This is a genomic window from Chitinophaga polysaccharea (assembly GCF_007829335.1).
Taxonomy (GTDB): domain Bacteria; phylum Bacteroidota; class Bacteroidia; order Chitinophagales; family Chitinophagaceae; genus Chitinophaga; species Chitinophaga polysaccharea_B.
In genome coordinates, this window is sequence record NZ_VIWO01000008.1 from 221,879 (window position 1) to 236,432 (window position 14,554).

Genomic DNA, 14,554 nt, shown 5'->3' on the forward strand with positions numbered 1-14,554 from the left:
TCAGGGAAGTAAGGTAGCTTTTACGGGGCTTTGTAATTCATACCCCTTGCTGCCTTTATATACATACCGCTCTTCTGCGGTAAAGCGGATCTTCTTTTTTCCTTTCAGCAATGCCTTAACTTCTGCCGGCAACCGGTCTGTATCATCGGCCGTAGCGCTGCCTTTCAGCGTAATCACGATATCGCGGAAATACTTTTTATCACTGGCCGGTACTGTGTAGGTACTTGTCCAGGCAGACATATTTTCTTCAGCGCTTACCTCGGTACGTTCTACGCCATATGCAGCCATGATCTGCTGATAACCACCATTGATACCGCCGATGAGATAATAGTCGCCATCAAAAGGACCTCCTGCACCACCATTCAGATTTTTAAGGAGAAATGCATACTGATCATTGCCTATCAACAATGGCTTAGGTGTAGGACACTGGGAAAACGCGCCATAGGCGCCTATCACCGGCTGGTACATCCGCAGCTTCCAACCTCCGTCCGTTAATACAAATTTGGCCAGTCCCAATATGCCGCCGGTAAACCGGGATACCTGGAACCCTTCGGGATCAAACTCAGAGTGATTAAAGCTCATAACTTTATACTGCATCCCGGAAGAATCCTTAAAATCCATCACATTCATCAGCCGGGTAGCCACCCCGTCAGGAAAGGGAAATACATCGCTGCCTTCATCATAGATATTCAGGTAAGGCTTGCCCTTGCAGGTTTTACATTCCCAGTTGATCAGTTCTTCAGCCCTGCCACTGCTGGTAGTCCACTTGTAATGCATTCCGGGAAACAGCTGCAGTAAAGCTTTCTGGCCATCAAAGGCGCCTGGCAACACGAGGTTGCGGTTTTGTAAGATGGTATCACTTACATTTTTCTTTTTGAGGTCTTCATTGACCGATTGCCCCAGGCTGACACTCAGCATGCCCAGCTGGAGAAATACAATAACAAACAAACGTTTCATCATCAATAGAGATTATTTTCGGCGCCATTATTATTACGGCGGAGGCAAAGGTACTACTCCCACTGCCATACCAGCACCCTATCCGGAAAAAATTTTCCCGCAGGGCGCAGACCAACTGACATACGGTTGTCACCCCTGGCGGATAATTTCGGTATATGAACAGTCAGCAGATAGCATTACTCCGGTTGCAGCAGCAACAATTAATCCAGCCCACCTTTACCCAGGCTGCCGACCTGGTATGGTGGATGGGCTGTATGCAGGCCCAGGATTACGCCGGCGCCAAATGGGCCATTGGCATGCGCGTAAAAGGAAGCACCGACGCCTCCATAGAAGCAGCCCTACAGGAAGGTAAGATCCTGCGCACCCATATCCTGCGGCCCACCTGGCATTTTGTATCTCCGGAAGATATCCGCTGGATATTATCTCTGACAGCCCCGCGTATCAAAGCGTTCAACAAAAACCTGCATGCCCGCCTGGGCATCACGGATAAAGACCTGCATCGCAGCAGCCAGATACTGGGTAAAGCGCTGGCTGGTCGATCCCTGACCCGTACCGCACTGGTACCATTACTGCATAAAGCCCGCATCGATACGGATGATATCCGCCTGGGATTTCACCTCATGCATGCAGAGCTGGAAGGCATTATTTGCAGTGGTCCCCGCCAGGGCAAACAATTTACCTACGCCCTGCTCAACGACAGGGCCGCTCCTGTTGCTCCCATCTCCCGCGGGGAAGCCATTACCCGGCTCACCCTGCGGTACTTCCGTAGCCGGGGCCCCGCTACGGTCAACGACTTTCAATGGTGGAGCGGATTGCGCATGCCCGATATCAAAATGGGATTGCAGGAGAACAAAGACCTGCTCACCGCGTTCATCGCCAACGGGCAGGCTTACTGGTATGATGCCGCCATGCCCATGAAAACAATGGCCACCAGTCCTTTGCTGTTGCCGGCTTATGACGAGTATACCGTGGCGTATAAAGACCGCAGCGATGTATTGCCGGCCGCTCTTATTACTGCTACCGGTTATGGCATCTATAAACCTACCGTAGTGAACAAAGGGCAGATCGCCGGTACCTGGAGCCGTAAAATATCCCATCACCACCTGGAAATCGACACCCAGGTACCTGCCGGACCATTGCGGGCATTGCCCCGCGCCATTGCCGCTTACCGGTCGTTTATGGGCAAAGCGGACAAATTTGGTTAATTTGTCCGCGAATACGCTGATTTAAGTAACGACAACCCACATTAGATGATAGAAGATATACAACTTCAGCTAAGGACCGTTAATGTCACCCGCTATGTAACGCCCCTGCGTGAAGGTGGTTCCCTTCCGGCCATTGCCGAAGCGGATGACGGTTTCCTGTATGCGCTGAAATTCAGAGGCGCCGGCCAAGGCGTGAAAGCATTAATCGCAGAACTGATAGGTGGTGAAATAGCCCGGACCCTGGGACTGAAAGTACCTGAAATCGTATTTGCCAACCTCGATGCCGCTTTCGGGCGCACCGAACCGGATGAGGAAATCCAGGACCTGCTCAAAAAAAGCGTAGGCCTCAACCTGGCCCTGCACTACCTTTCCGGCGCTACTACCTACGATCCTACGGTGAACACCGTACCTGCCATGCTTGCTTCACAAATTGTGTGGCTCGACTGCCTGCTCACCAACGTAGACCGTACCCCACGCAACACTAATATGCTCATGTGGCGCAACGAACTATGGCTGATAGATCACGGCGCCTCCCTTTACTTTCACCACTCCTGGCAAAACTGGCAGGAACAGGCCCTACGGCCTTTTGTGCAGGTAAAGGACCATGTATTGCTACCGCAAGCCAACGAACTGGAAACTGTAGATGCTGCCTTCCGGCTGCTACTAACGCCCGAGCGTATACGTAGTATTGTCAACATCATCCCGGATGAATGGCTCATCAGCGATCAACATACGGAATCTCCCGAAGAACGCCGGGACGTATACTTTGAATTTTTAACGGCACGCATCCGCTACTCCGAAATTTTTGTAAAAGAAGCACAACATGCAAGAACAACACTTATATGAATATGCCGTGATACGCATTGTACCAAGCGTAGAGCGGGAAGAATTTTTGAATGTTGGCGTCATCCTTTATTCCAGGCCACAAAAATTTCTGGGGGCAATGTTCACCCTGAACGAAGAAAAATTGCGGGCACTTGCTCCTCACACAGACATCAACACCATTCGCCCGTACCTGGAGGCTTTTGTGGAAATCAGCAAGGGCAGCGAAGCCGGAGGCCCTATCGGCAAACTGGATATGCCCAGCCGCTTCCGCTGGCTCACTGCCATGCGCAGCAGCGTGGTACAAACATCCCGGGTACATCCCGGCTTTTGCAGCGGCAGCGCCGCCGATACGCTGCAACGCTTACATGAACAACTGGTATTGTAAAGCTATTTAACAAAACGGGGCTGACCAACAATGTTGATCAGCCCCGTTTTCAATATATAACAGCAAACTACGGTCTGGTAAAAGTATACGTTTTCCCTGCTTCCGTCATCAAATCATACTGCATCGTAGCGGGCAGTGCAGCGGTCGCTGTGGTATCCACTTTCCCATGAACAAGCGGCGGCGCAATGGCGTCCACCTGGTAGAAAGGATTCGTTTGTGTTCCGGTAGCGGGCTGCAACATCCCTTTTGTAGCCAACGCATTGGGTACGCGTAAACGGCAGTTTCCTCCCAGGGTCGAAAAGATAGTGACCTTTGTCAGCTTTCCATCTTCCCATACCATTTCCTTGATTTCAAAACCACCCCTTGCCCGTAAACCGGCTACACGTCCGCTTTTCCACTCATCGGGCAAAGCAGGTAACAAATGTACACAGCCATCCTGGCTTTGCAGCAGCATTTCGCAAATGCCGGCAGTACATCCAAAATTGCCATCGATCTGGAAAGGTGGATGGGCGTCAAATAGATTCGGATAAGTACCTCCTCCCCTGTTTTCGCCGGGAGGTGTGAGCTGGTCTTTAATCAGCTTCCAGGCATGGTTGCCATCCCGCAAACGCGCCCAGAGATTTACTTTCCAACCCATCGACCAACCGGTAGATATATCTCCACGTTGTATCAACGACGTGCGGGCCGCATTGAATAATGCCGGCGCACTTTCCGGGTCTACCTGGTTGGCAGGATACAATCCAAACAAATGAGATACATGCCGATGCTTATCTTCGGGATTGTCCAGGTCTTGCAGCCACTCCTGCAACTGGCCGTACTGCCCTACCTGCATAGGGGGCAGCCTTTTACGTACTGCTTTCATTTTTTCCACCAACGCTGCATCGGTATGCAAAGCCTCTGCTGCATGAATAGTGTTAGACAGGAGGTCAAATACCAGCTGATTATCCATTGTAGCCCCTGCCGTCATAGACACGCCCGGATAGGCTTTCGGGTTATTCTCCGGCGATATGGATGGTGCTACCACCAGCCAATGATGCGTGGGTTCTTCTACCAGGAAATCCAGGTAAAAAGCCGCCGCTCCTTTTAAGGCAGGATATACTGATTGCAGGTACTGCTTATCGCCGCTGAACATATATTTTTCCCACAGGTGGCGGCTTAACCAGGCGCCTCCCATAGGCCACATGCCAAAATAAATTGGATCTACCGGCCCCGTAATACGCCACAGGTCTGTATTGTGATGGGTTACCCATCCACTGGCGCCGTACATCACCTTAGCGGTTTCCCGGCCGGTAACAGACAGGTCTTTTACCATCTGCACCAGCGGTTCATGCATTTCAGTGAGGTTGGTGATTTCGGCAGGCCAATAGTTCATTTCCGTATTTATGTTGATGGTATACTTGCTGCCCCAGGGTGGATTCATCAACGGGTTCCAGATTCCCTGCAGGTTGGCGGGCTGCCCGCCAGGCTGCGAGGAGGCAATCAGCAAATACCTGCCAAACTGGAAATAGAGTGCCACCAGCTGCGGATCATAGCCCGCGGCAAAGTTCTTTAACCGTACATCTGTAGGATACCGCTCCGCATCGCTGTTGCCCAGGTATAATTGCACCCGGTTGAAATAATGCTGGTAAGCAGCAATGTGGTCTTTCAGCACTTCCTCATAGTCTTTCTTTCTCACTTTATCCAGGTAGGCCACTGCCCGCTTGCCTTCATCAGCGCTCAGATCAGCATAGTTGACGAAGTTGGTAGCAATGGAAATATAGATGGTAACATCATCGGCCCGGCTGATCTGTATAGAATCGCCCGCCGTGGACACCCTACCACCATTTACTTTGAATTTAACGAGCGACTGAAACTTCACTTTACCTCGTACACCATCCTTATCGCCGCTCACGCCCGACAACACCAGTTCGTCGCTACCGTTAACGGCTACACGCGATTGCTGTGAACTATGCAGCGCAGCCGAGAAGGAGATACTGCGGGGCTCTTCTGCGGTAAGCCGCACTACCATTACCTGGTCGGGGATAGACGCAAACACCCGCCGGGTATACCTCACGCCATTAAACGTATACGCAGTAGTAGCCACCGCCTTTTCCAGGTTCAGCTCCCGGTAATAACCCTGGTATTGTTCATGTCCCGGGAAATGCAGTTGCAGATCGCCTACCGGCTGGTAGCACATCCCATTGATCTGCTCCGATTGCATCGTCTTGGCCGCCAGTTCGGCGGCGGCTTTCATCTTCCCGGCAAATATCAGCTTCCTGACTTCCGGCAAAGCTGCCAGCGCATGATGATTTTCGTTGCGGTTAGGACTACCGCTCCATACGGTGTTTTCGTTCAGCCGTATCAGTTCTTCCGCCGGATTGCCATACACCATGGCTGCCAAACGACCATTGCCTACCGGTAAGGCCGCTTCCCATATGGTGCCGGCCGGCTGGCTGTACCATAACTTCAACGACTGCTCCTGCGCCCACGCAGGGGCAGCGGTCATCAACAGAATTACATAAATGGATATACTTTTCTTTACTTTTCTTAACATAGATATCATAGTTAAACAGTAACCTCCCGGGTTCCCGGTGGATAAGATACAATAAACAACAACTTATTTACAACTGCAAATAAAGGCATAGTAGTATAGTAAAGGGTTAATAAACCATTAATAAGTACAAAAGCCGGGAATAAATTTCCCGGCTTTTGTAGTATTGATAATATCTTGAGAAAGTTACTCTGCCCGCATACTCTTCACGGGGTCTGCCAGCGCTGCCTTGATGGCCTGGTAGCTGATGGTGGCAATGGCAATCACGAATGCAATGACACCGGATACCAAAAATACCCACCAGGCAATACTAATCCGGTAAGCAAATATCTCCAGCCATTTATGCATGCTATACCAGGCGAGCGGCGTGGCTATTAAAAACGATAAGAACACCAGTTTCAGAAAATCTTTCGACAACAGGTTTACGATATCCGTTACCGAGGCGCCCATTACTTTACGGATACCAATTTCACGGGTGCGTTGTAAAGCACTGTAGGAAGCCAGTCCCAATAATCCCAGGCAGGAAATGAGGATGGCCAGCAAGGCGAAATTGAAGAACAACTTGCCAAACCTTTCTTCGGTACGATATTGCCGGTCAAAAAATTTGTCCAGGAAATAGTAGCTGAAAGGCCGGTTGGGTATCAATGTCTTCCAATTACTTTCAATACCTGCCAACGTACCTTGCAGATTGCCGGGTGCTACTACGATAGAAAGCACTTCGCAGCCGCCTGGCTCGATACGCATAGTCAGTGGTTTGATGTTTTCCTGTAAAGAGCGGAAATGAAAATCCTTTACCACTCCTATAATGGTGCCTTCCCGGCCCCATTGCCGGAAAGACCGGCCTACTGCTTCCGCTGGTTTGGAGTAGCCCAGTAGCTTAACGGCCGTTTCATTCACCACCATCGCATGGGTAGTATCTGTTCCAAAATCCCTGGAGAATCCCCTGCCCGCTACCAGCTTAATCTTATACTGGGGAATGAAGTCATAATCTACAAAATATAAGTCCAGGTTAGCCACCTGCATTTCGCCCTGCTTATTTTGTATTTCTGTATAAGCACCTTCCGTATTGCCACCGGGAATTCCAGACGACATGGTTGTATGCGTTACCCCTGGCAGACCACTGATTGCATTCTTAAAAGCATCTCTTGCCGGGTCGCCATGGGTATCAATTACCAACACCTGCTCTTTACTGAAGCCCAGGTCTTTGTTATGCATATAATGCATTTGCAGGTACACAATGATAGTACCGATAATGAGGGTAATAGAAATCGCAAACTGTGTTACCACCAGCCCTTTGCGCAGTAAGGTGCCTTTAGAACTGGTAGAGAAACGACCTTTCAACACCATAATCGGCTTAAAGGAGGATAATACCAATGCGGGGTAAATACCGGCTAGCAGCCCAATCACGATAGCCGCCAGTAAAAGGATGACAATATAAACAGGTTCCGCGATGAGCCCATGGCTGATCGTTTTGCCAGCCAGCAAATTGAAGGCGGGCAGCAAGGCAGAAAACAGTACCAGTGTCAGCACAAACGCCATCAGGCATAACAGCAGGCATTCTCCGATAAATTGTCGTAGCAGCTCCTGTCGCGTAGCCCCTACTACTTTACGGATACCAATTTCTTTGGCCCGTTCTACCGACCTGGCAGTAGTAAGGTTAACGAAATTAATAGCAGCGATAAAGAGAATGAACAAAGCGATTACGGTAAAGATGTACACATTGTTCCTGCTGCCATTTACATAGGCGCCGTAGGTGGTATTCAGGTATACATCTGCCAATGGCTGCAGGGCCACCGTGTAAAACATCTTGCTTTTCCTTCGTTCGTTACCGTTATGTCGCTCTATAAAATCCGGGAACTTGGCAGTGAGCGCATCAGCGCTCACATTGGGTTGCAGCAGCAGGAAAGTAGTGGCGCCGAAATTTCCCCAGGATTTATCTAACCCGGGATTAAGTTTCGTTAGGGTCGACATCGACACCAGCATATTTGCCTTTAGCTGGGTATTTTCCGGCATATCGGCCATTACACCAGTCACGGTAGAGGGTATCAGGTCGCCGGTGAGTAATACGGTTTCCCCCATGGGATTGGCATTTCCAAAATATTTTTTGGCAGCGGTTTCACTTAAAACAATGCTGTTTACATCGCGGAGCGCGGTGGCGGGATCTCCCTTCAACAGCTTAAAATCAAATACGCGGAACAACGAAGAATCTGCAAACAATGTCTGATCTTCCTGGAAACTGACATTCCCTTTTTTCACCAACAGGTCAGCGGTACTAACCCTGGTAAATGCAGCTATCTCGGGGAAGTCGCGCTGCATATTGGGCGCGAATGGCCAGGGGGTAATACCTCCTTTGATGGTTTCGCTGGGCGTTTTCACATCACAGATCACCCGGTAAATACGATCTTTTTTTGCATGAAATTGATCGTAACTCAATTCAAAATGTACATACAGGAAAATAAAGAAGCAGGCGGTAAGTCCCACCGTTAAGCCCAGTACATTGATCAGGGAAAAGATTTTATTTCTCCAGAGATTGCGCCAGGCAATTTTCAGGTAGTTTTTCAGCATTGACAACAGAATAATTTAACAGTGAACCTTCACGCAAAACCCGTTATGCTGCACTAACGCAATGCCAGCACACAGGTATCTCAAGATCAACCACTATAAAATTACCCCAATTTACAATATGTCCGGTTTCGATACTATTCCTGTTCAGTTCCGGACAGCTTACTGCGCTACTTTTATATATCCCCAACCCTGCCTTTGCCGGGTAAGAATTTCATAAATGGCATCCGGCACCATCTCCACACCTGGTATCAGTTGAGATGCATCTTTATTATTTCTTTTCATGGTCATGCCACAAACTTTCACTGCTACTTTTTTATTGATCAGGTCTGTAATACCGGGTGCTATTTTAGATTTATCTTTCAGCACCATATCCAATGCTTCACCATATACTGCCACTTCCAGTTGTGCATCTGGATTGGCTTTCAGGATACTGCTCGCCTGGCGCACTACGGCATTTTGATCGTCCATATTCTTACTGGTAATATCAAATACTATTTTGTAGTCGCTTTGTGCATATAACAACCTGCCTCCCAACGAAAGTGCCAATATTAACAACAGTTTTTTCATGATCATATTTTTTCGGTGAAAAATAAACCAGGATATTACTTAAAGCGTGATCGGCCCTGGTGCGCCAATACAATAGGATTAAAGGGACCATATTTATGTTGTGATACCGGGAAAGTATCTGTGAAGGGGCCAAAGGGATGATCGGGCGGCTTGGAGCCTATATCCGGCCAGTCCGCGGGAAATGCTTTCACGGGGCGTGGCTGCGAATTCACAAATGCCGCTACATCCCAGGCCTCTTCATCGCTGAGCTGTATGTTGCTATAATTTGTCCCGAAAGGCATATTATATTTTACATACCCGGCAAACCTCGACAGGCGGTAAATTCCTGCTCCGGTATTATAGCTCTTTGCTCCCCACAACGGGGGATACAGGAATTCAGCGTCGTCGGGCCTCATCATGCCACCGCCATTAGTACCATGACAACGCTGGCATTTCTGTTGAAACACCTTTCGGCCGGCGGCGGTGTCAGCACCTCTTGCCAGGTACGGCAAGTCTCTTATACCACTTCCCGGCGGCCGGTGTCCTTTAGGGATATCCTTTCCCAGCCAGTGTATATAAGCAACAATTGCTTTTAACTCCCGGCTGTCGGGATCCAGGGCCTGGCCATTCAGGCTCCGGATAAAGCAGTCGTTCACTCTTTTTTCAACAGATTCCATGCCGCCACTCCTGGCTCTGTATTTAGGGTAGGTGCTGGCAGTGCTGCCGTAGTTATTTCCAAAGGGCTGGGTACCCGCGCGCAGGTGGCAGTTCTGGCAATTCATGCCATTGCTGATACTGGCCACGGAACCATGAGGCCCCAGGTAAACAGCCGTATGTACAATAAGTTCCCGCCCATACCGGATCAGATCACCGTCTGCTGTAGGAGGAATGGTAGCAGTATCCGGGGCTATCCACACTAATGTGGCCGCCCGTTGTTTTTCGCGTGGCCCGTTGCTTCCGTAAAAAAAGTGGTAGATCACCATAAACAGCAGTCCGGCAAACAACACTATTTCCAGGACATGAAGCATCGGCCTGGTTTGCAATGGTATACGTTTCATCCTGCATAGCAATAAGCACATTTCTTTTCCTGGGCCCGGCCTACCGCCCAAACGCCGGAAGGCACTACCTGGATACCTGGCAAAATACCATCCATCCATTCTTTTTTCACTACGGCAGGATCGAGGGACATTTGTTGCGCAGCTACTGCACTATATACCGTTATGGCCATATTGCATACGCAGAACATCACCCCACTGGCCTGTAATTCATTAATGCCAATGGCTACGTTGCCTATACCCGGTACGCTAAAGTCGCCCGCCTTAGGTTCCCAAAACGGGTTCCTGGTGGAAGCTGCCTTAGTAAGCGGGTCATCCGCTTTGAACATCTCACCAAAATGGTATTTTTCCCATAGCTCACTTTTCATGGCATAAGGAATACCGGCGTGCCGCAATACCACCACTACCCCACAGTCTTTTTCCGGCGTACCGGTGGCGCTATTGGTTAATAAAAATACCCGGGACCAGGCAAAAGGAAATATTTCGTTGGGGCGTACTACATCCAGCACCATCCGGTGTTTGCCCGTGATTTTATTCATCCAGGCATCGGCAGTGTTAGTAGTCATCTTCATATGCTCCTGGGGCATGGCCGCGTGCAGGTCAAAAGGAACCATAGCTGGCATACCCAGGATAGTGGCGCCCGCAATGATTTTGCCGAGAAAATCCCGACGGTTGGTGGCTCCATTTTCATTGTCGTTCATACGATGGAAGTTTAGATGAACAGAATAGAACAGATTTGCTCATGGCACAAGCAGCTACCGCTGTGCCCAGTGTGATCAGGCCAGTACATTTAATTAGAAACCGGTAGCTTTCCAGGGATTGGTCAAAAATATCAGCGATGTGTTTTCGACCTCGTTAATGTGGAAACAGGTTGATATACATCGATTCACCACGTTAACATGTGAAGTATAAGTGGCATAAAAGTACCAAAATTAGCAAGGGGGTAATCGGAAAAAAGTGACAATTTTTATAACCCCATTGCCTGCTCCAGGTCACTACGGAAACCGGGGTATTCGTGAGGTAAACAATGAGTAAAGTACCTGAACTCGTTGATGAAATGTGTTTGATCGCTGTAGCCAAATTTCTGCGCCAGCAGGCTCCACTGGGGAAACCGCTCCCGCTCAATGTACTCAATGGTTTTACGGAAACGCACCACCCGGCAAAACATTTTAAGATGAAGCCCGGTTTGTTCCAGGAAATTTCTTTCCAATGTGCGCTTCGTCATAAACACGCCGGCCTCCAACTGCCGGATGGAAATATTGCCATCTGCCGCAAAGATCAGCCGGATGGCCTCATCTATATTCCTGGCATACTTTTTCTCCCGCCACAGCTGTTGGAGTAAAAAAGCTTCCAGTATATGCACCTGCTGTTCTTCATTTGCACCTGCTTTAAGCCGGGTGCTCATCTCTGCTACCTGTGGCCCGAGTATTACCGATAAATCGCCGCTTTTATTACAGAATGGCAGGGAAGATATCCTGAACAGTTTATACCAGGCGCCGGGCTTCAGGTTGGTCACCAACTGCTTAAAACCAGACATAATGCGTAGTTCACACACATCATAGTTAGGGCCTGTAATACTGCAGGCAGCAGGATATTCCTGGTGAGTGATGTCATACACCGCCTGGGCCGTGCCGATGTTGAATGTGAGACTTTGCATCACATGGGGCAGCACGATCATTTCCCGAAAACCTGTTTCCTGGAAATCGCTCTCCAGAACCAGGTAAGAAACGATGTAGTCCTGTAGCAACCTATGGGGTTGAAAAGATTGCACCTTGAACATACACTGGCTTTTTGAAGTACGCCCCAAAGGTCCTGAAATTTCTCCAGCTTTACTCGTTTTTCAGGCAAATAAGCTACCCGGCGCTTCCGTACATTTATTTTCTTTTATAAAACGACAAGGCCACCTTTTCGCCCGGGTACTTCTTAATTTCTGAATCGGTGATATAACCGCTGCCATCAGCGGCAAAGCCAATACCTTCTCCCTGTCTTTCGTTGCGGGCGTAGGGCGCATCCTGGGGTTTGCGCAACAACGCCGCCCAGATAGTTTCACCAGGTTGCCGCTTCCAATACCAGATCTGCCCGGTATTGCGCAGGAGGATTTCTGTACCATCTGCAGAGATATCACCGGCCGTAAGATGATCAAAAGGTAGCTTATCCAGCGCCACCAGCGTGGTTTTGGCAGTGGTAGATTGTGGATAACGGGCCACATACAACATACTGGTACCCACTTCTTTGGTAGCAATATATAAGTCGTTGTTCAGCGGGTCCAGTAACAAGGTTTCAGCATTCACGGCGCCTTGTGGGTATACCAGCTCTATTTTATCCATGGCGGTAATGTGGATAACGGTATTGGCATTGGCGGTTGCTAAATCCGGCTCGGGGAAACGGTATACATACACGCTGCGGTAAGCAGCATCATTATCGCCGATTTCTGCCACATAGATATACTGCTTCCCTTTTTCCGGCCCCGGTCCGGCTGCAATATCTTCCCAGTCGCGGTTAACGATGCCATCCAGTACCAGCGTGCCCTTATTAGCGCCTTTGCTGTCGGTTACATATACTTCATTGGAATTACCACTGTCTTCATGTACATACAACAATCCCGGGTACACATGACTGGCTGCTACGCCTGACAATTCCTCGTAGTCCTGGCGCTCCGTTGCCACCACTTGCGGCGTGGCAATAAACAGGGTGCAGGGACTGAGGAATGCCAAATCATAATTGGCGGTTTTCACAGTATCCACAACTACCGCAGTGGTATCTTTGGGTGGGTTGGTTACCTTGTTGCTATCCTTACCACAGGCGGCCGTTAAGGCTGCCATTCCGGATAGTAACAGGCAGGAATAAACGCAATTCATTTTTTAAGAAATTAAAATGAAAAAGGACGTGCAAAGACGTCCTTTTTCTTGTGTCAGGTATAGAAATTAATAGGTATGTTGATTACCGGTGTTATCTGTCGGAAATGCGCCCAGGTCTTTATTGGGACCAGTAGTGTTAGCACCGAAAGTGCTGCCGGCTTTTACTACTTTCATCGGAATACCGTATTGGGTCAGCAACGGAGCGCCTGGCTTCACCGGGATAGCATTCTTACCGGTACCACCAGCGTATACGCCGGCGCCAATGGCAGGAGAGCCGGATTTCAGGTGAAAGTCGGCGCCTGCAGGGATCTGGTAGATACGGTAATTGGTACCTAAGCTCATAGCCGCCATATCATAGTTAATAAACTGGGGATCGTACTTCAACGAATCGTTAGGGTTGTTGGTACCTGCGTTAGTTCCGTCGGCAGCGATAGGGCCGTTGGTGTAACCATTCAGGTCGTTGCTCTGCTTCAGGGTAAACTGGTTAGCTTCGATAAACACCATGTATTGTTCTGCACCACCCATGGGATAACCTCTGCCAATGGCGGTCAGGTTATTGTTGTACAGGGTATTCAGCGTATCGCTGGGCTTACCTTTCTCAGAGTGGAAAGAAATCCTTAAACCGGCTTTACAGTTAACGATAATGTTGTTGAAGATGTAACCACCTGCGTTGGTTTCGGTATTGATAGAACCATTGCGGGTAGCTTTGGTTTGTCTGAAACCGCAGTTTACTACGGTATTGTTGTAGATGTTTACCATACAGCTTTTACCGGTAGATCCTGAAGTTTTCAGACCGTTGGTAGCAATACCATAAGTGAAGTTATATGCCATATCGCCGATTACACCATCTTTGATGTTAACAGCTTCACCACCGGTGGCACCTATTTTGGTGAAGGTGTTACGCATCAGGCTCATGTATACGTTATTCGGACGGATACCATCATCTTTAGCGCCATAGAACCAGGAATCTTCTACGATCAGGCTGCCGAGGGTACCGCCTTTGCTGTTCATGAAAATAGTGTAGCGTGCATCGCCGGGAGTAGCGCCATAATCTGCTGCGTTAGCGCCCCAGGCGCCGCCAGTGTATTCCACATGTGTCCAGCGGAGCAGCAACAATTTAGCATTGGCGCCACACTGGAAACCACCCCAATAGCCTTTGAAAGCAGGGTCGTTGCCAGCATCATCTTTATAGGTAGCATCTGATTTTTTCACAGTGCTGGTTTCATATACGGTAAACCAGTTTTGCGCATCCTTGGTACCATCGCTCACCAGTGTTCCATTTACCAAAAACGCGGGACTGGTTTGCGGGCTTTTACCATCACCATGAACCAATACCTTTACACCTGGCTGCAGGTAAAGGGTATCACCTTCATTAATGGTTACATCAGACATGATATGATAGGTTTTACCAGCCAGCATAGTACCTTTCAGGGGAATAGCATTACCGTTGGCATCCAGCTTTGGCAAGGTGGTATCACTGATGGTTTGTCCAACGATCACCAGTGGTTTGGAAATTTCCACATGCTCGCTACTCTTTTTACAAGAGATGACGGAGAGCGCTGTCAGGGCAATCAGACCACTTTTAAAGAAGATCTTTTTCATAGTTTTCGCTTGAAAATTTAAAAGAT

At 49.0% G+C, this 14,554-nt stretch carries 12 protein-coding genes; 3 read left to right on the forward strand and 9 right to left on the reverse strand.

Translation table 11 applies throughout. The features are described from left to right. A complete protein-coding gene (locus tag FHW36_RS24430) occupies nt 1-960 on the reverse strand; it encodes a hypothetical protein (RefSeq protein ID WP_145673044.1) in 960 nt (319 codons plus the stop codon). A gap of 152 nt (nt 961-1,112) precedes the next feature. Between FHW36_RS24430 and FHW36_RS24435 the strand changes: the two genes are divergently transcribed. From FHW36_RS24435 to FHW36_RS24445, 3 genes are read left to right on the forward strand one after another with little or no spacing between them, the layout of a single operon-like run. After that, nucleotides 1,113-2,162 carry a winged helix DNA-binding domain-containing protein gene (locus FHW36_RS24435; protein WP_145673045.1) on the forward strand — a complete coding sequence of 350 codons (1,050 nt, stop codon included), beginning with the start codon at nt 1,113-1,115 and terminating at the stop codon, nt 2,160-2,162. Between the two features lie 45 nt (nt 2,163-2,207). After that, nucleotides 2,208-3,008, forward strand: a complete 801-nt coding sequence (locus FHW36_RS24440) for a HipA family kinase (RefSeq protein ID WP_145673049.1) — start codon at nt 2,208-2,210, stop codon at nt 3,006-3,008. Next, nucleotides 2,986-3,372 (forward strand): DUF3037 domain-containing protein, encoded by a 387-nt coding sequence (locus FHW36_RS24445; RefSeq protein WP_145673050.1) that lies wholly within the window; start codon nt 2,986-2,988, stop codon nt 3,370-3,372. Before FHW36_RS24440 ends, FHW36_RS24445 begins: the two co-directional genes overlap by 23 nt. A 67-nt stretch (nt 3,373-3,439) precedes the next feature. On the opposite strand, the gene FHW36_RS24450 is transcribed toward FHW36_RS24445, so the two are convergent. The 8 genes from FHW36_RS24450 to FHW36_RS24485 form a co-directional block, all read right to left on the reverse strand. Further along, entirely contained in the window at nt 3,440-5,905 is a 2,466-nt protein-coding gene (locus FHW36_RS24450; RefSeq protein ID WP_145673051.1) for a glycoside hydrolase family 95 protein, read from the reverse strand. Between the two features lie 183 nt (nt 5,906-6,088). After that, a complete protein-coding gene (locus FHW36_RS24455; protein WP_145673053.1) occupies nt 6,089-8,467 on the reverse strand; it encodes an ABC transporter permease in 2,379 nt (792 codons plus the stop codon). Nucleotides 8,468-8,626: 159 nt separating this feature from the next. Then, nucleotides 8,627-9,034, reverse strand: a complete 408-nt coding sequence (locus FHW36_RS24460) for a DsrE family protein (RefSeq protein ID WP_145673054.1) — start codon at nt 9,032-9,034, stop codon at nt 8,627-8,629. Between the two features lie 35 nt (nt 9,035-9,069). Continuing rightward, complete coding sequence (locus FHW36_RS24465) at nt 9,070-10,071, reverse strand: c-type cytochrome (RefSeq protein ID WP_246121223.1); 1,002 nt, start codon at nt 10,069-10,071, stop codon at nt 9,070-9,072. Continuing rightward, the gene (locus tag FHW36_RS24470; protein ID WP_145673056.1) at nt 10,068-10,769 is read right to left on the reverse strand and encodes a hypothetical protein; all 702 of its coding nucleotides are present in this window, start codon (nt 10,767-10,769) and stop codon (nt 10,068-10,070) included. The genes FHW36_RS24465 and FHW36_RS24470 overlap by 4 nt, the downstream gene beginning before the upstream one ends. Nucleotides 10,770-11,035: 266 nt before the next feature. Continuing rightward, nucleotides 11,036-11,848, reverse strand: a complete 813-nt coding sequence (locus FHW36_RS24475; RefSeq protein WP_145673057.1) for a helix-turn-helix domain-containing protein — start codon at nt 11,846-11,848, stop codon at nt 11,036-11,038. A 94-nt stretch (nt 11,849-11,942) separates the two neighbouring features. Further along, nucleotides 11,943-12,926: a hypothetical protein gene (locus FHW36_RS24480; RefSeq protein WP_145673058.1), complete on the reverse strand. Its 984-nt coding sequence runs from the start codon at nt 12,924-12,926 to the stop codon at nt 11,943-11,945. Between the two features lie 66 nt (nt 12,927-12,992). Further along, nucleotides 12,993-14,528 (reverse strand): hypothetical protein, encoded by a 1,536-nt coding sequence (locus FHW36_RS24485; protein ID WP_145673059.1) that lies wholly within the window; start codon nt 14,526-14,528, stop codon nt 12,993-12,995. Nucleotides 14,529-14,554: the final 26 nt, after the last annotated feature.